This window comes from Pseudomonas sp. Fl4BN1 (assembly GCF_009908285.1).
Lineage (GTDB): Bacteria > Pseudomonadota > Gammaproteobacteria > Pseudomonadales > Pseudomonadaceae > Aquipseudomonas.
This window is the reverse complement of sequence record NZ_JAAARM010000015.1, coordinates 32,651-55,733: the sequence shown is the minus strand read 5'-3', so window position 1 is coordinate 55,733 and position 23,083 is coordinate 32,651. Positions and strand designations below refer to the sequence as shown.

Below are 23,083 nucleotides of genomic sequence, written 5' to 3'. Positions count from 1 at the left end.
TGCAAATCATCCATCCATTAACGTTTGAGTCGAGTCAAAAGAACAGGTCTACCCGGAAGTACACCGGATGCTCTCGCCTCTCGATAATTGCCGGCCGCTCCAGGGAGCGCGCGAAGCTGACTGACGCGGCCAGGTACTGACCACGGGCATTGAGTTCAAAGGCATTGCCGCTCATGCGGCCCTTGGCGTCATGGTTGTAGCGATCGGCCTTGATCACCCCGACGTCGTAGGCGAAGGCCATGCCGTATTCCTGGACAAAGGGTTGCAGCGCCGGCCAGGTCACCGCGCGGCGCCAGCGCAGTTGGTTGCGCCAGTAGCCGCCACTGTTGCCGGACAGGCTCTGATCCTGGAAGCCACGCACCGAGTTGAGTCCACCCAGGCTGATGCGCTGGGGACTGAACAGCACATCCTCGCTACGCTGCCCGGTGACCAGGCTGTCGAAGCTGAAGTTCTCGTCCCATAGGCGCAAGGGCTGCAGGTAGCTCAGAGTCAGGCTGTACTTGTTGTAACGGGCGACCGGCTCGCTGCCCTGGGGCCGGCCACTGCCTTGAGCATCCAGGGCGCCGATGCCCTGCTGCCAACCAATATCGGCGTTGACCAGGGCGTTGCCGATGCGCCGTCCGTGATTGAAGCCAAGCTGGGTTTCGGTAATGCGGTTGCTGGAAACGTCGATCAGGTGGTCATTGAGGTAGTTGCGCGTACGCAGATGGCTCAGCCCAAGGCTCACGCCGGTCTTGCTCAAGTTGTCCCGGTGCAGCACGCGCTCGGCCCGGACTTGCTGGTTATTGCTCTCGCCATCGAGGACGAAATTGAACCCGGTGGCGTCATTGCGCGTGCGGTAGTAACTCTGGCTGTAGGAGTAGTTGAAGGTCCACCAGCCCCAGGGCAGGCTGTAGTACAGGCTCTGGTTGTCGGAATGGCGCCAGCGATCGCTGACCGCATCCTGATTGGCTCGCAGGTTCAACTGGTCGGCCAGCCCCAACGGGCTATCCCAGTCCAGGCCCAGGCCCATCTGCTGCTCACCGGTACTTTTGTCGCCATCGTTATTACGCGTCGCCGACAGCCGCCAGGGCTTCAGGCGCTGGCCCTTGAGCCCGACATGACTGCCGCCCAATTGGTCCCCTGGGGCCAACTCCATCTCGACCTGGCGCGAAGGCAGGCGGGTCAACTGATCCACCAGTTGTTCCAGTTCCCGCAAGTTCAGCACCTCGCCGGTGGTTCCGGGAAAAGCCATGGCCAACTCTCGGGAGCTGGCCAGGGCCGAGCTGTCCAGACTTTCCAGGCGGCCCTCGACGACGACAATGATCAGTTGCCCCGACGCCAGCTCCTGGGCAGGCAGATAGGCACGGGTAGTCACGTAGCCTCGTTCGAGGTAGTGATGAGTGATGGCCTTGAGCAGGGTATTGATCTGTGGGACCGACAGGCATTGGTCGCGGTACGGTGCCAGCAGCCGCTCACGATCAGCGGAGCCGAGGTGCTCGGCGCCCTTGAGCGTCACAGTCTTGATGGTGAAACAGCGCTGCTCGCCAGGTTGCTCGGCAGGTGCGGGAGGCAAAGGCTTGCCTGGCAACTGCTGGAGTTCATCAAGGCGCTTCTGCTGATCTTGCAGCAATTGCTGCTGACGATCGCGGATCAGGTCACGATCACCCGGTGTCTGCAGAGGCGCAGCAGCGACGGTGAACGAACCCACTAGAGCACAAAACGCTACAACAGGCCTTAAGCAGCCAAAACGCGACATGCCTTCCATTCCCTTGAAAAACAGACCCTCGATTGAGTGTCCGTACGGCGCGTCCAGGCACCTGTTTTCGAAGGGGGTAGAGTCTAATGTGAAAAATTGGTTACACAGAAAAAATAGACGAGTGGTATCACTTTGACATAAGTCATTGAAAAAAATGGATTTTGCAGGGGTGATCAGGCCATCAAATCGACGCGAGCCAGGGATCTGTATCCATCTTGATACCTTGGCCGCATCGATCCAGGCTTATTTTTTCTTCAGGCAATCACTCATGAACGCCTTGCGCGCATCGCCCTTCAGCGCCTGGCTGGTGGCGGTGGCGTTGCACGATTTCATTCTTTCCTGAGGCGTGGACGGTGTCGCGGCGGCGGCCGGAGCAGCCTTGAGGCAGGTACTCATGAAGGCCTTGCGCTCATCGCCCTTGAGGGCCTTGGCAGTGGCTTCGGCGTTACAGGTGGTCATCTTGTTCTGCTGGGCGGTGGCGGCAAAGCCTTGGGAACAGAGCAGCAGCCCCACCATCAACAAAGGAATACGCAACATCTTCATGGAGTTTTCTCCTTGTCACCGCACCGACGGGCACGGCCTCCAGCGCAGTGTAGACAAAGCCTGTTACACCTTCACCTGTTCTGCAGGCTGGCCCGGCGATACTGCTCGGGAGTACAGCCGGCTTGACGCTGGAACATGGCGATAAATGCCGAGGCGGTGCTGTAGCCCATGTCGAAGGCAATTTCCTGGATGCTGTGCGGGCTTTCCAGGGCTTCGATGGAAGCAAGGAAACGCTGGCGCTGGCGCCATTCGCCAAAACTCATGCCCAACTCGCGAACGAACTGCCGGGCCAAGGTCCGTTCACTGACATGCGCCTGCTGCGCCCAGTGGGCCAGCGGCTGGCTGTTGCCCGGCTCCGCCTGCAGGGCCAGGAGCACCCGCAGCAGATCGTGGCTGCTGGCATAGGGCAGATAACAGTTGTGGACCGGGGCCTGGCGCAGTTGGTCCAGTAGCACCTGGGCCAGGCGTTGGTCAGCCTCGCCTTCGGGGATCTGCACGTCCCTGGCGGCAAAATCCTTGAGGATCGCCTTGAGGATCTCGCTGATGGCCAGGGTGCTGCCCTGCTTTGGCAAGTCCTTGCACAACTCCGGTGCCAGCAGCACCGCGCGATAGTTGATCGGCTGGCTGGTGTAGAAACTGTGGGCGGTCTGCGGCGGCACCCAGATCGCATATTGCGGTGGCGACATGAACCGCTGGCCGGCGATGTCCATGTGCATCACACCGTGGGCCGAATACTCCAGGCAGCCCCAGGAATGCCGGTGTTCCAGGGCATGGCTGTGGGCGGCGAAGTCGGCATAGCGGAAGTACACGGGCGCGGGCAGCCCATGGAATTCCAGGAGGTCGATATGTTTTTTGCTCATGCTGTCCGGATGCAGGGGCGGGTTGTCTGTTTCGCAGTATAGGCATTGATCCGGACAAGAGGATAATCAACCTTCATCAACTCTATGGTTGTCTCCATGCAATACGCCTATCCATTACTGGCCATCTTCATCTGGGCCGGCAACACCGTAATCAACAAACTCGCCGTGGGTGCGATCTTCCCAGCGGAGATCGGCTTCTATCGCTGGTTGCTGGCGGGCTTACTGTTCACCCCCTTCATGCTCAAGCCGGTGCTCCAGCATTGGCCGGTGATCCGTCCCAACCTGGGTCGGATCTTCGTCCTCGGCGTGCTGGGCATGGCGGTCTATCAGAGCCTGGCCTACTACGCCGCCACCCTGACCTCGGCCACCAACATGGGGATCATTCTCTCGCTGATGCCGTTGATGTCACTGGCCATGGCCATCGCCGCCCTGGGCCAGCGCCTGACCGCCGGCGCCTTGGTGGGTGCCGTGCTGTCCTTCGCTGGGGTGCTGGTGGTGGTGTCTTCCGGCAGCCTTGCCGCACTGCTGCAACACGGGGTCAACCTGGGGGACGCGATGATGCTGATCGCCACCCTGGCCTATGCGATCTACAGCACCCTGCTGAAAAAGTGGCAACTGCGCCTGCCGCCGCTGGTGTTGCTGTACCTGCAGGTGCTGGTGGCGGTGCTGGTGCTGCTGCCGTTGTTCCTTGCTTCACCGAAGGTCGGCCCGACCCTGCAGAACATTCCGCTGGTTCTCTATGCCTGCTTGCTGGCATCGATGGTCGCGCCTCTGGCCTGGATGCAGGCGGTGGTGCGCCTGGGGCCGAGCCGAACCACGCTGTTCTTCAATCTGCTGCCGTTGATCACCGCGCTGATTGCCGCATTGGTGCTGCACGAACAACTGGCATGTTTCCATCTGGTGGGTGGGTTGTTGACCCTGGGCGGGGTGATTCTTTCTGAACGCTGGACCCGGGTACTGGGGCTCGGAAAGACGCTGGCCTGACGGGGTCTTTCGCCGGCAATCCAGCTCATACAGGTGCGGCCGTGGGCAAGTGTCAGACCCCCGCAGCCTTGAGCCGTCGGGCATGTTCGACAAACAGGCGGACCGGGTCGGCGCCCTTGCCCACCAGCCCCAGGGACTGGTTGATGATATCGAAGTGGTCCAAGGGGTAGTCATCGCCAATGACCTGGCCCAAGTGCGAGCTGTAGCGCCCCACCATGCCATCGCATTGGCCAGCTTCGCGGACAAAGGTGCGGGCGAACAGGCGACAGCTGCGATTGGTGCCGTCGAACAGATTGGCACCACGATCGGTCTTGCCCGGCTGCAAGGTGCCGGACCAGGAGTAGTAGCGCACGCCGTTGACCTGTTCCGGGCCTTGCCCACCCCAGGTTTGCGGCAGCCCCTGGGGGTACTGTTGATTGAACAGGGCCACCCCCTCGGTGGTCAGGGAATGGTGCGAGGCGTGGATATCCACCGGCAGCTTCGCTCCGCGATAGCCGGTTTCCAGCAGCGTCATCAAGGCCGAGATAGCGCGCAGTACCAGGCTCAGCACACGCCCCCGCATGCTGCTCGCAGGGGAACGTCGCTGCAGGTAATCCGCCAGTTCGGAACCGTGATTGGGGCCCGCCACCGAGGTCACCGAAGCCACCCAGTCCGGGCGCTTGGCCGCCGCGTAACGGGCGGTGAGCGAGCCCTGGCTATGGCCGATCAGGTTGACCCTGGCAGCCCCGGTCTGGGCCATGATCTGCTGGATCTGGGCCAGCAATTGCTCGCCGCGCACTTCGCTGGAATTGAGCGGCGAAACCTGTATCGCAAACACCCGGGCCCCGCCCTGGCTCAACGCCGGGACGATGCCGTACCAGTAGGGATACAGCAGCAGGCGGACAAAACCGAGCATCCCGGGCACCAGCACCAGGGGGTAACGCGTGGCAAGCTCTTGGGACATGCTCGGACATCCTTGCGGTGGACTCGTGAACCCAGGCTGAAAGCTAGACCATAACCAAGGGCATCGTCAGTACCTGTGACGATTCGACGACAGAGCCATGACAAGCCCCCGCTTCCCCGCCTATTTCAGCCCGATCACCCCCGCCACAATCAACCCCACCGACACCAGTTTGATCGCGGTGAGACTTTCCCCGAGCAATACGAAACCCAGCAGTACCGTGCCCAGGGTGCCGATGGCGGTCCAGATCGGGTAGGCCACGCTCACCGGCAGCTCGCGCATGGCCAGGGTCAGGAAGTAGATGCCCGCCACGGCTGCCACTACGGTCACCAGCGAAGGCCAGAACCGGGTAAAGCCCTGCGCATACTTCATGCCCATGGCGAACGTCACCTCGAAGGCCGCCGCCACCAGCAGGAACAACCAGGCCATGGCGCCTCCTCAGAACGTTTCAGCCAGTGCCAGAAGACGCCGTTGCGCCTCGGCACAGGATTGCTGGAAACGCTCCGGCGCCGACTCTTCGCCTTCCGCGGCGACCACCGTGACATCCTCGATGCCGATAAAGCCCAGGGCCGTGCGCAACCAGCGATCCGCATGATTGAGCGCCTCATGTTCACCGCCGGGACCAAAACCACCGTCACCGCGGCTGGTGACGATCAACACTTTCTTGCCCTGTACCAACGGTTGATATTGGGCGACACCGTTGTCTTGCCGGGTGTTGAAAGTCAGCCCCAGGCGCACGATGTGATCGACCCAGGCCTTGATCCCGCTGGGCACACTGAAGTTGTGCATGGGGGCCGAGATCACCAGGCGCTGGTGGCCGAGCAACTCAGCCACCAGCGCGTCACTCAGGGCCAGGTCGGCCTGCATCGACAACGGGCGTGCCTCAGGTTGTGGATAAAACGCCGCGGCGATAAAGGCTTCGCCGACGTGAGGCAGCGAACCTCGTCCAACCTCGCGCCGGGTCAGGACTGCCCGAGGGTTCGCCGCTTGCCAGGCCTGGAGAAACACCTCGGTCAAACGCCGACTGTGGGAGCGTTCGCCCCGTGGGCTGCCGTGAATTGCAAGAACTGTATTCATCCGAATTCTCTCATGTGATTTGCTCTTGATGGCCTTGAAGCTACAACTGCTTCGCGCTAAATCTAGAATCACAGCCACTCACCAACAAATGAGTAAAAATTCATTTGAATGAATAAATTTCATCCATGGAGCCCAGCATGTTCGCTCACCTGCCCCTCACCGCACTGCGCACCTTCGAATCCGCGGCGCGACTGTCGAGCTTCAAGGCCGCCGCCGAAGACCTGGCGGTAACGCCCACCGCGGTGTCCCACCAGATCCGCAACCTGGAGCACTGGCTGGGGGTGCAACTGTTCGAGCGCCTGCCGCGCCAGGTGCGCCTGACCGAACCCGGCGACCGATTGTTCCGCAGCCTGCATGGTGCCCTGCTGGATATAGCCCAGAGCGTCGACACCCTGCGCCCCAAGCCCAGTAACACGCTGTTGACCGTCTCCACCACCGCCGCCTTCGCCGCCCTGTGGCTGGTACCGCGGCTGGGACGTTTCTATGCTCGGTATCCCGGCATCAGCCTGCGCCTGGACACCCAAAGCGAAGTGGTCGACCTGCAACAGGACGCCAGCATCGACCTGGCAATCCGCTACAGCCAGGACGGCTACCTGGACCTTCACGGCCTGTGCCTGTTCGACGAACGCTTTGCAGTCTATGGCGCACCGCACCAGGTGGCCCTGGCGCAGCAACAGCGGCCGACGCTGATCAGCGTGCATTGGCGCAACTCCAAGCTCTATGCCGATGGTTGGCAGGCCTGGTGCACCCAGGCTGGAGAAAACTGGCTCGACGGCCAGCCGCAGATCCGCTCCTACGACGAAGAACAGTACGCCCTGCAAGCCGCCATCGCCGGTCAGGGCCTGGTACTGGCGAGCAATATCCTGGTGTCGCAAAGCGTGGCCAGCGGCCTGCTGGAGGCTTACCGGCCCGAGATTCAGGTAGACGGCGCGGGCTACAGCGCCCTGTGCGTACCAGGGCGCGAACGACACCCGCCGGTACGGGCATTTTTTGCATGGTTGCAGCAGGAATCATTGCTGGCCGGGCATCCCTTGCTGGCCCGCAGCTGAGCCACAACGCGAAAAACTCCCGAGCATTGCCACTGGGCACATCCGATAAAACTTTTTGCCTCGTCCGTCACTCACACCCAAGACAGGTCAGGCCAACAGAGCCTGGCGTGAAACGGATTAGCCTCCAGGAGACAGAGATGAGCGAGATGCATTTGTCTGATGTGAACAGCCTGCGCGAACGGGCTCGCCGACACGTGGAAAACGGCGCCGTGACCGAGGGTTACAACGCCGATCGCGAGGAGCTGCTGCGCCTGCTCAACGAATCGCTGGCCACTGAACTGGTCTGTGTCTTGCGCTACAAGCGCCACTACTTCATGGCCAACGGCCTCAAGGCCAGCGTGGCCGCCGACGAGTTCCTCGAACACGCCACCCAGGAAGCCGAACACGCCGACAAACTGGCCGAACGCATCGTCCAGCTCGGCGGCGAACCGGAGTTCAACCCCGACCTGCTGTCCAAGCACTCGCACGCCCAGTACGTGGCCGGCAACAACTTGAAGGAAATGGTCTACGAAGACTTGGTGGCGGAGCGGATCGCCATCGACAGCTACCGTGAGATCATCCAGTACATCGGAGACAAGGATCCCACCACCCGCCGCTTGTTCGAAGAAATCCTCGCCCAGGAAGAAGAGCACGCCGATGACATGGCGGACATCCTCAACGACCTGTAGCCCCTCGCCCAAGCCCGCTCCTGCCTACAGGGGCGGGCTCGCCCACGCAACGCTCGACCTTCGTGCTTACTGACTCGGCTTGACGGTGACCGGCGCCTTGCCTGAACGCATCTGTTGCAGCAACGGCGCACACTGGTTGGGTTCATCACCGCTAGGCGCCACCAACGCCAGCAGCCCCGCCGCTGGCCCGGCGATCAATCCCAGAGCCACCATACCGGCCCCCCGCAGCACCAACGGCACCGCCTTGACCCCAGCACTGGGCTTGATGAACTTGCCCTGCACGTAGAGCGGCGAACGCAGAGAGAACAGACGCAACCCCTTGGACTCAGGGGTGATGGTCAGGTCCAGTTGCTCGGAAGCCATGTTCGCGGTGCCATCGACGTAAATGATGGAGTTCTCGGTGTCGAAGACGAACAGCCGAGAGGTGGCCAGGCCCGACTTGATGCCGAAGTCGGCAGCGGCGCAATTGATCTTCACTTCCTTGTCGCCAAACATCTTGCCTACCACGTAGTTGCCGACATTGAGCCCGGCGATTTCCATCAGGCTGCGGCTGATGGCGCCGTCGTTGATCAACATTTTCAAGTCACCGTTGGCGCTACCCAGCAGGGCCGCCACCGAGTTGCCGCGCCCAGCAATATCGGCATCGCCATTAAGCTCGCCGAAGCTGGTCTTCATCGGCTCGAAGGTTGGGAACAACTGCTTGAGCTTGAAGTTGCGCGCGGTCAGTTTGGCCCGACCTTCCAACGGCGTGGTGTGACCATTGAGACGCACCTGGGCATCGAGCTTGCCCCCGGCCACGCCAAAGCGCAGGGGCTCCAGGCTGAGCTGGCCGTCGTTAAGCACCAGGTGGGTATAGAGATCGGTGAACGGCAGCTCGCTGCTGTGAACGATGCGCTTGCCGGTGAACTCGACGTCGGCATCCATATCCCGCCAACGCTCGGTGCGAAATTCCTCCACTGGCAGCACCTTGTCCGCCGGTTGCTTGCTTTCACCGCCCCGGGCCTTTTGCTTGGCGTTGGAGTCGGCACCAATCAGCGGTGCCAGGTCGCTGAGCAACAGTTGATTGGACACCAGCGTGCCACTGAGTTTGGGCCGCGGCTGGCTGGCGGCATAGGTCAGGCTGCCATGGATATCGCTGTCGCCGATCTTGCCGTTGAAGTCCTGATAGCTGAACGTCGCACCCGCCGGATCACGCAACTTGGCGGTCAAGTGCCCATCCGTGGAATACGGCGGCGAATCCGGCAGGGTGACCCCCGTCAACGGATAGAGATTGCCGAGGCTGGTGCCCGCCAGTTTCAGGCGCAGGTCCAAGGCGCCGAGGTTGAGCGGATCGGTCAGGCTGCCCCGCAGTTCGACCCGGGTGTCGCCGATCTGCGCCTGGGCCTGCAACGGGAACGGTTGGCGCCCGTCCTGCAGCGCCAACAGGCCACCGATCTTGCCGGTGCCCACCAGTTTCTGCCCGTGGTACTGGCCTTTGACCTTGAGGGCAAAGGCATAGGCCTGGGGGGCGGCGCCTTGCTCGGTGATCTTCTGCGCCTCGCGCTCACCGACGATGTCGCTGAAGGGAATCGGTTTGCCGAGCAACTCCACCTGCAGGTCCAGTTGGGTTTTCAGGCTCTGGTCATCCAGGGTCACGTGGCCCTTGTCGAAGCCGATGGCACCGATGTCCACCGTCCACTTGGAAGGTTCGGCAGCGGGGTCTTGGGGATCGAACGTGAAAGTCCAGTTGGCACGACCGTCAGCCAGGCGCTGCAAGGCGGCGTCGGGCTCGGTGAGATCGATGCGTGGAATGCTGACGCGTTGCGCCAGCAGGGCCAGGGGCGAAATACGCAACTCAACCCGCTTGAGAGTGACCATCTGCGGCGCCTTGGACCAGTCCGGATTGCCTAGGGTAAGGTCCTCGGCCACCACGTGGGGCCAGGGCACCCAGGCCCGCCAGCCGCCCTCGTCAGGCTCGCGTTGCCAGACCACCGACAAATCGCCATTGATCGCGAACGGCCGGTGCAACTCCTCGGACACCTTGGCATTGAGGGGCGGCTTGATCCGGTTCCAGTCGAAGAAAGCGATCACCAGCACCAGCACGGCCAGTAGCAGGATCAGGCTGGAAACAGACCAGGCGAGAATTTTACGAGTGCGCGTCATTGCACGAGGCTCCTGAAGACAACTGAGCGCCAGACCACGACGCATCGGTGACATGCCGATGGAAAATCACCGGCCATGAAAACTACGACTGACAAAGCCCGCGCAGGTTTAATTCGAGTACACGAAAGGATGGAAAAAACCGCATTCCTGATCACTCAGGCAGCTTTGTGTTACCTCGACCCGCCCTCCCGTGAAGCATGACTGGGTCGAAAATACCCACGTCGGTGCAAAAGCTATCGACGGAAAGGCCCGTTCTAGAGCCTTGACGGTAAACAATCAATTCTGTTGATTATTACCATTGCGTTTATGAACTTTCATATCGATTTAGCGGCGGTAACATTAGCTCCGTACCCAATTTATCGCCCTCCCAAGGAGCAACCCATCATGAAACGCCACCTCTTATTGAGCCTGACCTTATCGATCCTGGCTGCTAACGCTTTCGCCCTGCCGGCCGCTGAACAAGCCACTCCGCAGGTCAAGGCCAGCCACAGCGTGTTCACCCAGACCCTGGCTGAAGGAGGCTCGGACCGCCTGATCGAACGCAACAAAGTCGCAGCCGATGGCTATGACCGCACTCCACAGGGCCAGAGCGTTGCCGAAGATGGCTATGATCGCACCCCACAAGGCCAGAACGTTGCCGAAGATGGCTATGACCGTACTCCCCAAGGCCAGACCGTTACCGAAGATGGCTACGACCGTACTCCCCAAGGCCAGACCGTTACCGAAGATGGCTACGACCGCACCCCACAAGGTCAAAACGTAGCTGAAGGTGGCCGCGATCGCCTGGAAGAGAAAGGCCTGGTCGAAGACGGCTACAGCCGCACGCCTCAAGGTCAGACCGTTGCCGAAGGCGGTGCTGATCGCTTGGCCGAACGTCATCAAGCTGCGAGCTGAGGCCATGCTGGCCCTGGAGAAAAGCCCGATTCCCGAATCGGGCTTTGACTTTCATCAAGGCCCCGTTGCAACCGTCACATCCCCTGCCCTCGCCTGACTCCAGTTCGACTCCGGCAAAGTTGATTTGCTAGAGTGCGCCGCTCCTATTGAGCAAAGAATTTGCCCGCCGATGCTGCCCCGCGCCGAACAGAAGCAACAGACCCGCAACGCCCTGATGGATGCCGCCCGTCATCTGATGGAGTGTGGCCGTGGTTTCGGCAGCCTGAGCCTGCGGGAAGTGGCGAAAGCCGCCGGCATTGTACCCACTGGCTTCTACCGGCACTTCAGCGACATGGACCAACTGGGCCTGGAACTGGTCAGCGAAGTCGGCCAGACCTTCCGCGAAACCATCCGCCTGGTGCGCCACAACGAATTCGTCATGGGCGGCATCATCGACGCCTCGGTACGCATTTTCCTTGATGTGGTGGCAGCCAAGCGCGCGCAATTCCTGTTCCTCGCCCGCGAGCAATACGGTGGCTCGCTGCCGGTGCGCCAGGCCATCGCCACCCTGCGGGAAAACATCAGCTCGGACCTGGCTGCCGACCTGAGCCTGATGCCCAAGCTGCAACACCTGAATGTTGCCGACCTTGGCGTAATGGCCGACCTGATCGTCAAGAGCGTATTCGCCACCCTGCCGGACATTATCGATCCGCCAGCCCAGGCCCTGCCTGAACACCTGACACCCCAGGCCAAGATTACCCAGCAACTGCGCTTCATCTTTATCGGCCTGAAGCACTGGCAAGGCCTGGGCAGCACCGAGTAAACCGGCAAGCGTTACCTACCCGCCCCCTTCGAACCGCCCGCACCCCGCTCTGGGTTGCGCGTTTGCGCCTGCTTACCAAGCGCTAGCACCGTCTTGCAGCAAAAACATTTCACGCGCACCAACTCGGTGCTATAAATCAGCTCAGCGCGCCATTTTGTAACAAGATAAAACAAGGTCTTGCCCCTTTTTCAGGCGCAGTTCCTGGGCTGAACGGGCATTTTCTTTCCTACCGAGCGATTGGCAAGCCCCTTGCTCTGGCTTGTGTATCGCTCATAGCTGGAAGCTTTCCGATGCTGGTGATCCACCGCAGAACCGATGCCCAAGAGAGCTGGTCCGCCGAATTGCACCTCAACTACGAGGCTCGTAGCAAAAGCCGCTTGCGCTGCTTCAGCGCCGAGGGCGAAGACGTCGGGCTGTTTCTGGAACGTGGCCAGCCACCCTTGCATGACGGTGAGTTCTTGCAGGCCGAAGACGGGCGCCTGGTCAAAGTCTGCGCTCGTCCGGAAACCCTGTTGCACGTTACCTGCCGCAATGCCTTCGAGCTGACCCGCGCTGCCTACCACCTGGGCAACCGTCATGTGGCCCTGCAAGTGGGTGATGGCTGGCTGCGCTTGCTGGACGACTACGTGCTCAAGGCCATGCTCGAACAACTGGGCGCCAGCACCGAAACCCTCGAAGCACCGTTCCAACCCGAGCACGGTGCCTATGGTGGTGGTCATCACCATTCACGCCACGGCGATGAAGACTTCAACTACCCGCCGCGCCTGCACCAGTTCGGCGTCCGTCAATGAACCCAGCCTGGGCCCTATTGCGCCTGGCCAGCCCACAGCTGCCAATTGGTGGCTACAGCTATTCCCAGGGGTTGGAAATGGCCGTGGAGCAACAACGGGTAAATGACTCGGACAGTGCCCGACGCTGGATCAGCGATCAGTTACTGCTCAACCTCGCTCGCTTCGAAGCGCCGCTGTTGCTAGCCCACTGTCAGGCGGCCGCCGATCAGCACTGGAGCCGGCTGCAGCAACTCTGCGATGAGCAACGGGCCAGCCGCGAAACCCGCGAGCTGTACCAGGAAAGCCGGCAGATGGGCTACTCCCTCAAGCAACTGCTGGCCGGCTTGCCGGAGCTCGACGACGCCGCGCGGGAAGTGTTGGCGCAACAGGACGAACCACACCTGGCCCTGGGCTGGGCCTTGGCCGCCCGGGCCTGGAACATCGCCCCCGAAGACGCCCTGGCAGCCTGGCTCTGGAGCTGGCTGGAAAACCAGCTGGCGGTGCTGATGAAGACCCTCCCCCTGGGCCAGCAAGCGGCCCAGCGCCTGACCAGCGAATTGCTGCCACTGCTGCAACAGGCCCAGCGACACGCCGCGAAGCTTGACCCCAACCATTACGGCAGCGCCGCTTTCGGCCTGTCCCTGGCGAGCATGGCCCACGAGCGCCAATACAGCCGCCTGTTCCGTTCCTAGGAGAAACTCATGAACGCACAACCTCTGCGTGTCGGCATCGGCGGCCCGGTGGGCTCCGGTAAAACCGCCCTGACCCTGGCCTTGTGCCTGGCCCTGCGCGAGCGCTACAACCTGGCGGTGGTGACCAACGATATCTACACCCGTGAAGACGCCGACTTCCTGGTGCGCAACGAAGCCCTGGCGCCGGAACGGATCATCGGCGTGGAAACCGGCGGCTGCCCGCACACTGCCATCCGTGAAGATGCCTCGATCAACCTGGAAGCGGTGGATCAACTGAACCGGCGCTTCCCGGGGCTCGACCTGATCCTGGTGGAGTCCGGCGGCGACAACCTTTCGGCCACCTTCAGCCCCGAACTCTCGGACCTGACGATCTATGTGATCGATGTCTCCGCTGGCGACAAGCTGCCGCGCAAGGGCGGCCCGGGTATCTGTAAATCCGACCTGCTGGTGATCAACAAGATCGACCTGGCCCCCCTGGTGGGCGCCTCCCTGGAAATGATGGACAGCGACACCCAGCGCATGCGCAGCGGCAAACCGTTTGTCTTCAGCAATCAGAAAACCGGCCAGGGCCTGGAAGAAATCATCGCTTTCATCGAACGCCAGGGCCTGCTGACCGCGGCCTGATACCGAACCTGAAATCGCTCAACAAGGAAGCTACCCATGACCTTAAAACGCATCCTCGGGGCCCTCGCCCTGCTGCTGACCCCAGCCCTGGCCTTCGCCCATCCGGGCCACGGCGACAATGGCCTGATGGCCGGTATCAGCCACCCTATCAGTGGCCTGGACCACCTGCTGGCAATGGTCGCGGTTGGCCTGTGGGCCGCCCAGCAACAAGGCACAGCACGCTGGGCGCTGCCGTGCACCTTTGTCGGCACCATGCTGATCGGTGGCCTGCTGGGTTTCGAGGGCCTGGAGCTGCCGGGCCTGGAAAGCGGTATCGCCGCCTCGGTACTGGCCCTGGGCCTGGCAGTGGCCCTGGCGGTGCGTCCGCCGCTGAGCCTGGCCATCGCCGCCACCGCGCTGTTTGCCCTGTTCCATGGCGTGGCCCACGGCCTTGAACTGCCGGACATGTCCAGCCCCTGGGCCTATGCCGCCGGTTTCGTGGTCGCCACTGCCGCCCTGCACGCCGCCGGCTATGGCGTGGTGCGGGTCTTGCCCCAGGCCGCTGCGCCGCTGGTGCGCGTAGCCGGCGCCGCCTCCGCTGCCGCCGGGGTGTGGTTGCTGGCAGGCTGAGCGTTGCGCCTCGTGCAGGAGCGGCTGGACGGTGTGCCGTTTGCCGGCGAAGGCAATCTTGTTGACTGCATTGGCTGGCAAGCCAGTACCTGCACAAGCCTGCTCCTACGTCGGGCAATCTGCCGGGGCTTCTCTGTTAATATGTCGCGCATTCAAACCTGCCGTGACGACGCCAGCCAATGCCCGATGTATCCCGCTCCACCTCCTCGCCTGAATCGAGCGCTCTGTTCAACGCTGTGCAGCAGCATTTTCACCAGGTGATAGTGCCCATGTGGCAGGGGCCGGGCTGGAATCCGCAGTTGGCGCTGCCCTACGAGGCGCTGGACGCCGAACATCAACCGCTGCCACCGCAGCGGTATCGGGCCATGGCCTGCGCCCGGCAGCTGTATGTATTTTCCCAACTGATCGGTGACACCGCCACGCCCTTTGCCGAAGAACGCGCCGCCGCGCTGTTCCGCTCGCTGCAGCGGCACTTCCATGACGCCGAGCACGGTGGCTGGTTCTACAGCATCGATCCGCAAGGCGCGCCGCTGGATCGACGCAAGGACCTCTACACCCACGCCTTCATCGTCTTTGCCTGCGCCCATTACTGGGCCAAGGTCCGTGAGCCGCTGGTGGAGTCGGTGCTCAACGCCGCCCTGGAAGTCGTGGCCCAGCGCTTCGCCCGGGGTGACGACCTCTACGAAGCCAGCCTCGATGAGGATTGGTCGGCCCTGGGTTCCGGGCCATTGCAGAATCCGTTGATGCACCTGGCTGAAGCGTTCCTCGCGACCCTGACAGTGCGTGAAGACGTGCCGGTGCAAACGGCGCTGCTGAACCTGTGCCAGGCCATGCAGCAACACTTCATCGACCCGCAGCACCAAGTGATGATGGAAAAGCCCCTGGGGGCTGTGGATAACTGGTTCGAGCCCGGGCATCAGTTTGAGTGGTACTTCCTGCTCGCCTCTTCGCCCCTGCTGCGCGACAGTTCCTTGCACGCCTCACTGGAGCATGCGTTCGCCTTCACCGAACAGTTGGGGGTCGACCCGCAGAGCGGTGCCGTGTGCGCCATGCTCGATCTGCAATCGGGGACGAGCGCCAAGGACGCCACCCAGCGCATCTGGGCCAAGGCCGAGTACCTGCGTGCCCTGACCTTGCGTGGGGACAGCCAGGCGCCCCTGCAGCGCCAGCTAAAAGCACTGCAAGAGCATTTCCTGCATGTCGGGGGCTGGAATGAATGCCTGGATGCCGACGGCGCGATCAGCCGCCGGGATATGCCGTCGACCACGCCCTATCATCTGGCCACCTGTTATCGCGGGCTGGCGGAATATTTCGCCTGAACCTTGCGCCGGCCAACCGGCACCGACACAACAACTGCAGGTGCGGGCTTGCCAGCGAAGAAGGCAGCGCCGATCAGGCAATCCACTTGCGATCCCCGGTAAAGCTGATGGTCAGCCAACGAGCTGCATCGGCTTTGCCAAGCTGCTGCGAAATCTCCTCGCGCAACCGATCCAGGGTCGCCACGTCCTGCAGCGGATAATCCGCCGGCAGCACGATATGGATCTCGATAAAATGCGCCCGACCGTGCTTCTGCACGTAGCTGATGTAGTCATCAAAACCATGGGCGGCCTTGGCCTCCTCCATCACCTTGCGGACCTTTTCGTCCAACTGGTCCGGGGCGATCCCCAGCACATCGCGCAAGGCCGGCCGTAGAATCTTCAACGCCGGCGGCAGCATGCTCAAGGCCAGCAGGATCAGGATCATCGGGTCGACATACACCGCCCACTGGCCATGGCCGTACTGCTTGAGCAGCAAGGCGACGATGAAACTCACCAGCAGCCCCACTGACAACATCGCGTCCACCAGCCAACTGATGTTGTCGAACTGGATCAGCGACGACTTGAGCGTGCGGTTACGCCGGCGCACGTAGAAGAAGTAGGCGAACTCCGCCACGGCGAAAAACGCCGCATAGAAAATCACCAGCCCCAGCTCGACCTCGCGGCCACCATTGATGATGCCGAACACCCCATTGAGGAAGGCGTAGATGGCGATCAGCATCAGGAAGCTGCCTTCGATCAGCAGCACCATGGGTTCCAGGTGCCAAAAGCCGAACTGGAAGCGCTGGTTGCTTTGCTTGGCAATCAGCTTGGCGGTGATCAGCATCAAGACCTTGATAAAGGTGGCGATCAGGGAAAAAAATCCATCGAACAAGATGGATTGGGCGCCAGAAACAAAACCCGTGACGATACCGGCGATCGCCACGGCGAACATCAATACAGTCGATTGTTTGAGCAGAGACTGCTCACCTCGGTTACTCACGATTCCTCCTATCGAACTTCAAAAACGCCACCTCGTGTGAGGCGGCGGCGAAATTTCTGGCGGGAATTCTAACCTGTCAGGGCTGACCACAAGCTGAAACGAATCAGCTTATGTGTATCCGAGTACAACTGTAGCGGCTGCCGAGCCATGGCGAGGCTGCGACTGCCTCCGCAGGAGGCACAGGCTCTTGCGACCGCTGGAGGGCCCGAAGGCCCTGTCGCAGCCTGCGGCAGCGGCTACAGAGGATGGCGATCAATGGATCAGGACTTGGCGTTGCGCTCGATGGCGAAGCCGGCCCAGGTCTGGCTCACGGGCATCAGTTCCAGGCTGTTGATGTTGATGTGGGCCGGCGTGTTCAGGACCCAGAAGATGGTGTCGGCGATGTCCTGCGGCTGGATCGGCTCGGCGCCGGCATAAGTGGCGTCATAACGCGCCTGGTCGCCGCTGAAGCGCACCAGGGAGAACTCGCTTTCGCACAGGCCCGGCTCGATATTGGTGACCCGCACACCAGTGCCCTGCAGGTCGCAGCGCAGGTTCAGGGAGAACTGTTTGACGAAGGCCTTGCTCGCGCCATACACGTGGCTGCCCGGGTACGGGTAATTGCCGGCGATGGAGCCCAGGTTGACGATCCCGGCGCCACGACCGTGGGCGATCAGCCGTGGCAACAGCAGGCGGGTGCTGTACAGCAGGCCCTTGATGTTGGTGTCGACCATGGTGTCCCAGTCATCCAGGTCGCACTTGGGCGCCGGGTCCACGCCCAGGGCCAGGCCGGCATTGTTGATCAGCCCGCGCAGTTTGCTGAAGGACGGTGGCAGGTTGGCAATCGCCTCTTCCATGGCCTTGCGGTCCCGCACATCAAGCACCAGGCCATGCACCTCGGTCTGCTTGGAGAGCTCCGCGCACAAGGCATTGAGGCGCTCCTCGCGACGGCCGGTGAGCACCAGCGACCAGCCGGCCTCGGCAAAACGCCGGGCGCAGGCTTCGCCAAAACCGGAAGTCGCGCCCGTGATGAACAGTGTGGAAGTCATGGTGTTCTCCTTGCTGGGCTTCGAGCAGCCATTGAGATGAAAATTCAGGGCATCAACGTACACGCAATCTGCGCAAAACTGCCACCGTTGAGAGTAACCACCGTGGCGCTGGTTTTCTCAATCTGGGTGGGCGGCGTCAAGTGCAAATCGTGGGCGGCACTCTGCGGGTTCTGCCACAAGATCTCCTTGTAGCGAACATAGCCAACGGCCTCACCGCCGCCATTGACCAGCCGCACCGAACTACCGCCGGGGCGGTAATACAAGGTGGCGGTGGCACCATCGCACTGATAGACGTTGTCCTGGTGCGGCGTGGGCAACAGACTGCCGGAGATGCCGCCGATCAGGCTGTAGAGCAGACCGCAGAACAGCACCATCACCGCCAGGCTGGCCAGCACCCGCACCACCCCGCCATAGACCGGAAACCAGCGCCCGGTGGCCGGAGGAAGCACGGCGGGCTCAAGCGCTTCAGCCAAAGGCTCCGGCTCCGGCTCCGGGGCAACGATAAGCGGCAAGGCGCGAACCATGGCCGGCCGCTCAAGCACAGGCTCGGCCAGGGGAACCTGGACCGCGGGGGTGGGCGCCTCAAAGTACGACAATGGCTTGGGTACAATTGCACGCCGTCGACGGATGATCCGCGACTGCAGCAGGACAAAGGCCGCCAACGCCATGGGAACCACTTGATTCAAGGCCGGCGACTGACTGTTGAGCCAGTCGACCAGCACCGGATCGGACACGGCGATGTTCCCTGCAACATACCCCAGCAGGCCCCCACCGACCGACACCAGCCATGGCTGGCTGTGCATCAGTCGGGTCAGCCGCAGGCTGCCAAACATCAACAGCGGCACACTCAACAGCAACCCCAGCAACAGATAGAACACCTGCCCCTGGGTCACCGCTGCCAGGCCCACCACGTTGTCCATGCTCATCACCAGGTCGGCAATCAGTACGGTCACCACTGCTGCACTCAAGGTCTGCGGCGAGCCGCGAGCGTCATCGCCCTGCTCATCCACTCCTTCGTCGCACAGCAGGCGCAGGGCAATCACCAGCAGCAGCAACGCGCCAATCAACTTCAACCAGGGCACCAGCAGCAGCCAGCCGGCCAGGGTAGTCAGCAGCACCCGCAGGAGGATGGCACCGCCGGTACCGATCAGAATCGCCCGTCGCGCCTGCTCGGGAGGCAAGCCACGACAGGCCAGGGCAATCACCAGGGCATTGTCGCCGGACAGGATCAGGTCCAGCACCAGGACCTGGAACACCATGCTCAAGGCGTACAGCGCACCGTCAAATAACATGCGGCAATTTCCCCACGACACAAGGATTGGTCACGACTTCACCCCAACACACCGCTCAAGGCGCAATAGACGCCAAGTCCTCCCATCAGGAGAAACGTGACGAGAACCAGCACCCCATAGGGCCCGCGCAGACGCAGGTTCGCTGGCAGCACATTGCGCGCCAGCAGGAGCAACAGCAGCAACATCATCGGAATCAACAAGGCATTCAGCACCCCGACCGCCAACGACAGGCGGATCAGGTTGATCCCCGACCCCACCAGCAGCGCTCCGGCGATCAGCAGCACCGCGAAAGCGCCATAGAACCAGGGGGCGTCCAGAGGGTGCTGCTCCAGCGAGTGGCGCATCCCCAAGGCTTCACCCATGGCCCAGACCGCACTCAGGCAAACCACAATGGTCGCCACCAACGCCCCGCCGGCCAGGCCGACCACGAACACCGCCTGCCCCCAGGTCGGGCCGATCAGGGCGCCGAAGGCTTCGCCGATCTGGGCGATGCTGTCCAGCCCGGCGCCATGTCCGCCGAGGGTGGCCGCCGCCGCGATGACGATCGCTGCTGTCAGGACCTGACAAAACACCGCGCCGACCAGGGTATCCAGGCGCGCCAGGCGCAAATGGGCCGGCCCCAGGCCTTTATCCACCAGTGCCGACTGCTGGTAGAACAGGGTCCAGGGCATCACGCTGGTGCCCAGGTTGGCCGCCGCCAGGTACAGGTAGTCGGGCTCCTTGAGCGGGATCTGCAAGATCTCGTGCAGCATCTGCTGCGGATCAGGATGCGCGTTGTACGCCATGACCAAAAATGCCAGGCCGAACAGGCCTAGCACCAGGGTGATACGCTCCACCGACCGGTAGGAGCCGGTCAGGACCATGGTCAGGATAAACAGCACCAGGGTCACCAGGATCGGCCACGGTGCGATAGCGAACAGGCTGCCCGCCCCCACCAAGCCGCTGATTTGCGTCAGCAGCGCGCCCAGGCAACTGAGCAGCAGCACCAGTGCCGAGGCCATCGCCAGCCCACGCCCCCAGCGTTGACGCACCAATTCGATATAACCCTTGCCGGTACACAGCCCCAGACGCACAGTCAGCTCCTGGGCCATGAACATCAACGGCACCAGCACCAACTGCAGTAACAGCAACCGATACCCCCACTGCGCACCGCTTTGCGCGGCGGTGATGACACTGCCCGCTTCGGTATCGGCCATCATCACCACCAGCCCCGGGCCCATGGCAGCCAACAGACGGCGCAGCCGATGTGCAAGCGGCCTGCGTTCCGGCACCAGGCCGTGAACCGTCATGCTATTGCGCGCGCTGGGCTGTCGGGCCATGGCGGAACTGCTTGAGGAACTCCGCATCAGGGGTCAGCACCAACATCGGCTGGCTCTCGGCCATGGATTGCCGATAGGTCTGCAGGGAGCGGTACAACCTGTAGAACTCAGGGTCCTTGCTGAAGGCCGCCGAGAGAATCTGGTTGGCCTCGGCATCCGCTTCGCCATGGGTAATCGCCGATTGCCGCTGGACCTCGGACAACAGCACCGTACGATCGCGGTCGGCCTTGGCCTGGATCTGTTGCGCCCACTCGAAACCCTGGGCGCGCAGTTCCTTGGCTTCACGCTGACGCTCGGACTTCATGCGCTCGTAAATCGCCTGGCTGGCTTCCAGCGGCAGATCAGCACGGTGCAGGCGCACCTCTGTCACCTCGACGCCCAGCGCACGGGCCTTGTCCGCCACATCCCTCTCGATCACCGATACCGCCTGCTGGCGGGAGGCGGAGAGCAACGAACGCAGGGAAATCTCGCCCAGGGTACGGCGCAACGAGGAACTGACCATTTGCGTCAACTGGGCATTGGCCTGCTCCAAGGTGCCCACCGCTTGATAGAAGCGCAGCGGATCACTGATGCGAAAACGCGTGTAAGTGGCGACCTCGATGCGTTTCTGGTCGCCAAGGATCACCTGCTCGGAAGAGGACGCCAGGGTTTGCAGGCGGCTGTCGTAGAACACCAGCGAGTCACTGAAGGGCACCTTGAACTTGAGCCCCGGCTCCCCCGCCACACCCATCGGCGCACCAAAGCGGATGATCAGGGCCTGCTGCGCTTCATCGACCACATACGCCGAAGCCGCCAGCCCCCAGAGGGCGACGCTGACCACCCCCAGGCCCAACCATTTGAATGAGCGGCTCATGGTCGAACGTCCTTCTGCGCAGGTTTGCCCGGGTCATTGAGCGGCATGTAAGGCACAACGCCGGACATGCCCTTGCCGGAGGTGTCGATGATGACCTTGGAGGCTTTCTTCAGCACCTCATCCATGCTCTCCATGTACAGGCGCCAGGCGGTGACATCCTTGGCTTGTGCATAGCTGGCATAGACCGAGAGAAAACGCTTCGCCTCGCCCTCGGCCAGGTTGGCAACCTGCGCCTTGTAGGCTTCTGCCTCCTGGGCGATCCGCGCCGCGTCACCTCGAGCACGGGGAATCACATCATTGGCATAGGCTTCCGCTTCGTTGCGGGCTCGTTCCTGGTCGGCCCGGGCCCGCTGCACGTCGTTGAACGCGTCGATGACCTGGGGCGGTGGATCGACCCGCTGCAACTGCACCTGGGTCACCAGGATCCCGGCCTGCTCGCGGTCCAGCAACTGTTGCAACAACTCCCGGGTTTCATCGGCGATCTGGGCGCGCTTGTCAGACATCACCGACTGAATCGGTGTGCGTCCAATGACCTCGCGCAACGCGCTTTCTGCCGCCAGCTTCACCGAACGCTCCGGGTCGCTGATCTCGAAAAGATAGCGACGTGCGTCCTTGATCCGCCAGAACACCGTGCAATCGGCTTCGACGATGTTCTCGTCGCCGGTCAGCATCTGTTTGTCCCGTGATCCGCTGGCGGAGGCACCCTGCAAGCCAACACTGCCCAATTGCAGCTGATTGACCTGAGTGATTTTCGGCAACAACACCCGCTCGATGGGGTACGGCAGGTGGTAATGCAGCCCGGGTTCGGCGGTCTGTTGCCAGCGACCAAAGCGCAGCACAATGCCCTGCTCATCCGGCTGCACCTTGTAGATTCCGGAACTGGCCCAAGCCAGCAAGAACAGCCCGCCGATCAGCAGCAGCCCTCGCCCGCCGAGGTCCAGCAGGGCCAGGCGATAGAAGACCCGCTCACGCAGCCGCAGCAGCGGGCTTGCGGGTTTGACGGGAACAAACGCGGGACTATCGGTCATGCCAGTGCTCCAGATCGCCAGAGGGCGCTCACCCTTCCGGGCGCGTCAAGGCGCGCAGAATACCCGAACCTATATCCCTGCTCATAGGGGGGTTATCAAGCGCCGCTGTATAAAAAATAGCCACTCTCGTCTACGCCTTGCGGGCTCTGGCCTGCAGCCATATGCCCGCACCTTATCCACAGGCCGGTCCACAGTCTTTGGGGGCAAGTACAGATGCCGCAAAGCCGCTGTCCACAGGGCTTGCAGGCGATCATCGGAAGTTTTTTGCTTGACCCCGGCAGGCGGTCCATGCAGCCGACCTCATAAAAGATGACCGCGCGGTCAAAGTGCATAAGGCCAGAGGCCAGTAACTACGCTGCTCAGGGCAGTCTTTCCAGAGTTTAGTCACAGACTTATCCACAGGCTGAGCGAAGCCTTTTAGCAGGTCCGCCTGCGACAATAAAAAGGTTGACAAGTGCGCCCAAGGCTTGCCCAAAAACACCTGATCAAAAAACAACCAACAGCCTGCAGGCCACGCAATCAAAGGCTTCCAGCCAGCTACTCCCACGTTACCCACAGCCAGTTCCACAGCAAACGGGGACAAGTCAAAACAGTGGAAAAACAACTATTTGCAGCGTCTTTATGCCGCGCCTTAGCAGCTTGCGAATAATGTTTTCCACAATTGTCGGACGCGGGCGGTCCTTCTGCGAACGCGCGGTTGCCAATGCGCGCACTGAGTCCGTAGGAGCCGGCTTGCCGGCGAATCCGGACGCACAACAGAATCTGCATAAGCGGCCATCGGAGACACCGTTTCGCTGGCAAGCCAGCTCCTACAGGGCGGGTGGAGCTGTGGATAAAAATGCCCCGGCGGCGGGCGCCGGCGGGGCATGGCTT

23 protein-coding genes are annotated in these 23,083 nt (G+C 62.0%); 10 read left to right on the top strand and 13 right to left on the bottom strand.

Annotation, left to right across the window (positions count from 1 at the left end; genetic code table 11):
* Window positions 1-34 precede the first annotated feature (34 nt).
* The 3 genes from GV818_RS18000 to GV818_RS17990 form a co-directional block, all read right to left on the bottom strand.
* Entirely contained in the window at window positions 35-1,738 is a 1,704-nt protein-coding gene (locus GV818_RS18000; protein WP_178124978.1) for a ShlB/FhaC/HecB family hemolysin secretion/activation protein, read from the bottom strand.
* A 243-nt stretch (window positions 1,739-1,981) separates the two neighbouring features.
* The gene (locus GV818_RS17995) at window positions 1,982-2,281 is read right to left on the bottom strand and encodes a PsiF family protein (protein WP_161758775.1); all 300 of its coding nucleotides are present in this window, start codon (window positions 2,279-2,281) and stop codon (window positions 1,982-1,984) included.
* Between the two features lie 71 nt (window positions 2,282-2,352).
* Window positions 2,353-3,141, bottom strand: a complete 789-nt coding sequence (locus GV818_RS17990; protein WP_161777127.1) for an AraC family transcriptional regulator — start codon at window positions 3,139-3,141, stop codon at window positions 2,353-2,355.
* 96 nt (window positions 3,142-3,237) lie between these two features.
* On the opposite strand from GV818_RS17990, the gene GV818_RS17985 reads away from it, so the two are divergent.
* The gene (locus GV818_RS17985; protein ID WP_161777126.1) at window positions 3,238-4,125 is read left to right on the top strand and encodes a DMT family transporter; all 888 of its coding nucleotides are present in this window, start codon (window positions 3,238-3,240) and stop codon (window positions 4,123-4,125) included.
* Window positions 4,126-4,177: 52 nt separating this feature from the next.
* Here GV818_RS17985 and GV818_RS17980 read toward each other — a convergent pair whose 3' ends face one another.
* From GV818_RS17980 to GV818_RS17970, 3 genes are all read right to left on the bottom strand, one after another.
* Entirely contained in the window at window positions 4,178-5,068 is an 891-nt protein-coding gene (locus GV818_RS17980) for an esterase/lipase family protein (RefSeq protein WP_161758778.1), read from the bottom strand.
* Between the two features lie 120 nt (window positions 5,069-5,188).
* Window positions 5,189-5,494 (bottom strand): DMT family transporter, encoded by a 306-nt coding sequence (locus tag GV818_RS17975; protein ID WP_161777125.1) that lies wholly within the window; start codon window positions 5,492-5,494, stop codon window positions 5,189-5,191.
* 9 nt (window positions 5,495-5,503) lie between these two features.
* Window positions 5,504-6,142 carry an FMN-dependent NADH-azoreductase gene (locus tag GV818_RS17970; protein ID WP_161758780.1) on the bottom strand — a complete coding sequence of 213 codons (639 nt, stop codon included), beginning with the start codon at window positions 6,140-6,142 and terminating at the stop codon, window positions 5,504-5,506.
* Between the two features lie 125 nt (window positions 6,143-6,267).
* On the opposite strand from GV818_RS17970, the gene GV818_RS17965 reads away from it, so the two are divergent.
* Both GV818_RS17965 and GV818_RS17960 read left to right on the top strand, forming a co-directional pair.
* Window positions 6,268-7,191, top strand: coding sequence for a LysR substrate-binding domain-containing protein (locus GV818_RS17965; protein WP_178124977.1), 924 nt, complete (start codon window positions 6,268-6,270; stop codon window positions 7,189-7,191).
* 137 nt (window positions 7,192-7,328) lie between these two features.
* On the top strand, window positions 7,329-7,859 hold the full coding sequence (locus GV818_RS17960) for a ferritin-like domain-containing protein (protein WP_161758782.1): 531 nt from the start codon (window positions 7,329-7,331) through the stop codon (window positions 7,857-7,859).
* Between the two features lie 66 nt (window positions 7,860-7,925).
* Here the strand turns inward: GV818_RS17960 and GV818_RS17955 are convergent, their stop codons facing one another.
* On the bottom strand, window positions 7,926-10,001 hold the full coding sequence (locus tag GV818_RS17955; protein WP_161777124.1) for an AsmA family protein: 2,076 nt from the start codon (window positions 9,999-10,001) through the stop codon (window positions 7,926-7,928).
* A gap of 384 nt (window positions 10,002-10,385) precedes the next feature.
* Here GV818_RS17955 and GV818_RS17950 point away from each other — a divergent pair, with 384 nt between their 5' ends.
* From GV818_RS17950 to GV818_RS17920, 7 genes are all read left to right on the top strand, one after another.
* A complete protein-coding gene (locus tag GV818_RS17950) occupies window positions 10,386-10,895 on the top strand; it encodes a hypothetical protein (RefSeq protein WP_161777123.1) in 510 nt (169 codons plus the stop codon).
* Between the two features lie 169 nt (window positions 10,896-11,064).
* Window positions 11,065-11,697: a TetR family transcriptional regulator gene (locus GV818_RS17945; RefSeq protein ID WP_161758785.1), complete on the top strand. Its 633-nt coding sequence runs from the start codon at window positions 11,065-11,067 to the stop codon at window positions 11,695-11,697.
* 290 nt (window positions 11,698-11,987) lie between these two features.
* Window positions 11,988-12,488 carry an urease accessory protein UreE gene (gene ureE, locus GV818_RS17940; RefSeq protein ID WP_161777122.1) on the top strand — a complete coding sequence of 167 codons (501 nt, stop codon included), beginning with the start codon at window positions 11,988-11,990 and terminating at the stop codon, window positions 12,486-12,488.
* Window positions 12,485-13,159 (top strand): urease accessory protein UreF, encoded by a 675-nt coding sequence (locus GV818_RS17935; protein WP_161777121.1) that lies wholly within the window; start codon window positions 12,485-12,487, stop codon window positions 13,157-13,159. Before ureE ends, GV818_RS17935 begins: the two co-directional genes overlap by 4 nt.
* 9 nt (window positions 13,160-13,168) lie before the next feature.
* Window positions 13,169-13,783, top strand: coding sequence for an urease accessory protein UreG (ureG, locus tag GV818_RS17930; protein WP_161758788.1), 615 nt, complete (start codon window positions 13,169-13,171; stop codon window positions 13,781-13,783).
* A 36-nt stretch (window positions 13,784-13,819) separates the two neighbouring features.
* Entirely contained in the window at window positions 13,820-14,392 is a 573-nt protein-coding gene (locus GV818_RS17925) for a HupE/UreJ family protein (RefSeq protein ID WP_161758789.1), read from the top strand.
* Between the two features lie 179 nt (window positions 14,393-14,571).
* Window positions 14,572-15,711, top strand: coding sequence for an AGE family epimerase/isomerase (locus tag GV818_RS17920; protein WP_161777120.1), 1,140 nt, complete (start codon window positions 14,572-14,574; stop codon window positions 15,709-15,711).
* A 73-nt stretch (window positions 15,712-15,784) separates the two neighbouring features.
* Here the strand turns inward: GV818_RS17920 and GV818_RS17915 are convergent, their stop codons facing one another.
* The 6 genes from GV818_RS17915 to hflK form a co-directional block, all read right to left on the bottom strand.
* Window positions 15,785-16,690: a cation diffusion facilitator family transporter gene (locus GV818_RS17915; protein ID WP_161777119.1), complete on the bottom strand. Its 906-nt coding sequence runs from the start codon at window positions 16,688-16,690 to the stop codon at window positions 15,785-15,787.
* A 260-nt stretch (window positions 16,691-16,950) separates the two neighbouring features.
* Window positions 16,951-17,718 carry an SDR family oxidoreductase gene (locus GV818_RS17910; RefSeq protein WP_161758792.1) on the bottom strand — a complete coding sequence of 256 codons (768 nt, stop codon included), beginning with the start codon at window positions 17,716-17,718 and terminating at the stop codon, window positions 16,951-16,953.
* A 44-nt stretch (window positions 17,719-17,762) separates the two neighbouring features.
* The gene (locus GV818_RS17905) at window positions 17,763-19,010 is read right to left on the bottom strand and encodes a YjbE family putative metal transport protein (protein ID WP_161777118.1); all 1,248 of its coding nucleotides are present in this window, start codon (window positions 19,008-19,010) and stop codon (window positions 17,763-17,765) included.
* Window positions 19,011-19,048: 38 nt separating this feature from the next.
* Entirely contained in the window at window positions 19,049-20,329 is a 1,281-nt protein-coding gene (locus GV818_RS17900) for an NRAMP family divalent metal transporter (protein WP_218586306.1), read from the bottom strand.
* Window positions 20,301-21,182 (bottom strand): protease modulator HflC, encoded by an 882-nt coding sequence (hflC, locus tag GV818_RS17895; protein WP_161758795.1) that lies wholly within the window; start codon window positions 21,180-21,182, stop codon window positions 20,301-20,303. Before hflC ends, GV818_RS17900 begins: the two co-directional genes overlap by 29 nt.
* On the bottom strand, window positions 21,179-22,210 hold the full coding sequence (gene hflK, locus GV818_RS17890) for an FtsH protease activity modulator HflK (RefSeq protein ID WP_161758796.1): 1,032 nt from the start codon (window positions 22,208-22,210) through the stop codon (window positions 21,179-21,181). Before hflK ends, hflC begins: the two co-directional genes overlap by 4 nt.
* Between the last annotated feature and the right edge of the window lie 873 nt (window positions 22,211-23,083).